The 257-nt window shown below is 34.2% G+C and carries 1 protein-coding gene; it reads left to right on the top strand.

Annotated elements, in window-relative coordinates:
- On the top strand, positions 1-257 hold a 257-nt coding region (locus tag Q4563_RS20945), incomplete at both ends, for a hypothetical protein (RefSeq protein WP_303605891.1).

Below are 257 nucleotides of genomic sequence, written 5' to 3'. Positions count from 1 at the left end.
CTGCACAACCGCAAGATGTAAATGCACATTTACAAGGGGGAATTCCAACGGTAGAAGTGGATGCTTTACAGCCGTTTTGGGGCAATTATATTCACTTACGTATGTCTATTTTTGAAAAAACAGAAAAAGAAAATTACGATAAGTTTAAAGATAATATTGAATCAAAAGAAGATATCAAAGCATTGGTACTGGCTCATGATGATATTGCTTTAACAAGAGAACAATACACAAAAGGAATCAACCAATGGTGGAATAAC

The sequence above is a fragment of the Gilvimarinus sp. 1_MG-2023 genome, assembly GCF_030548285.1.
This window is presented reverse-complemented; position numbering and strand designations above follow the sequence as displayed.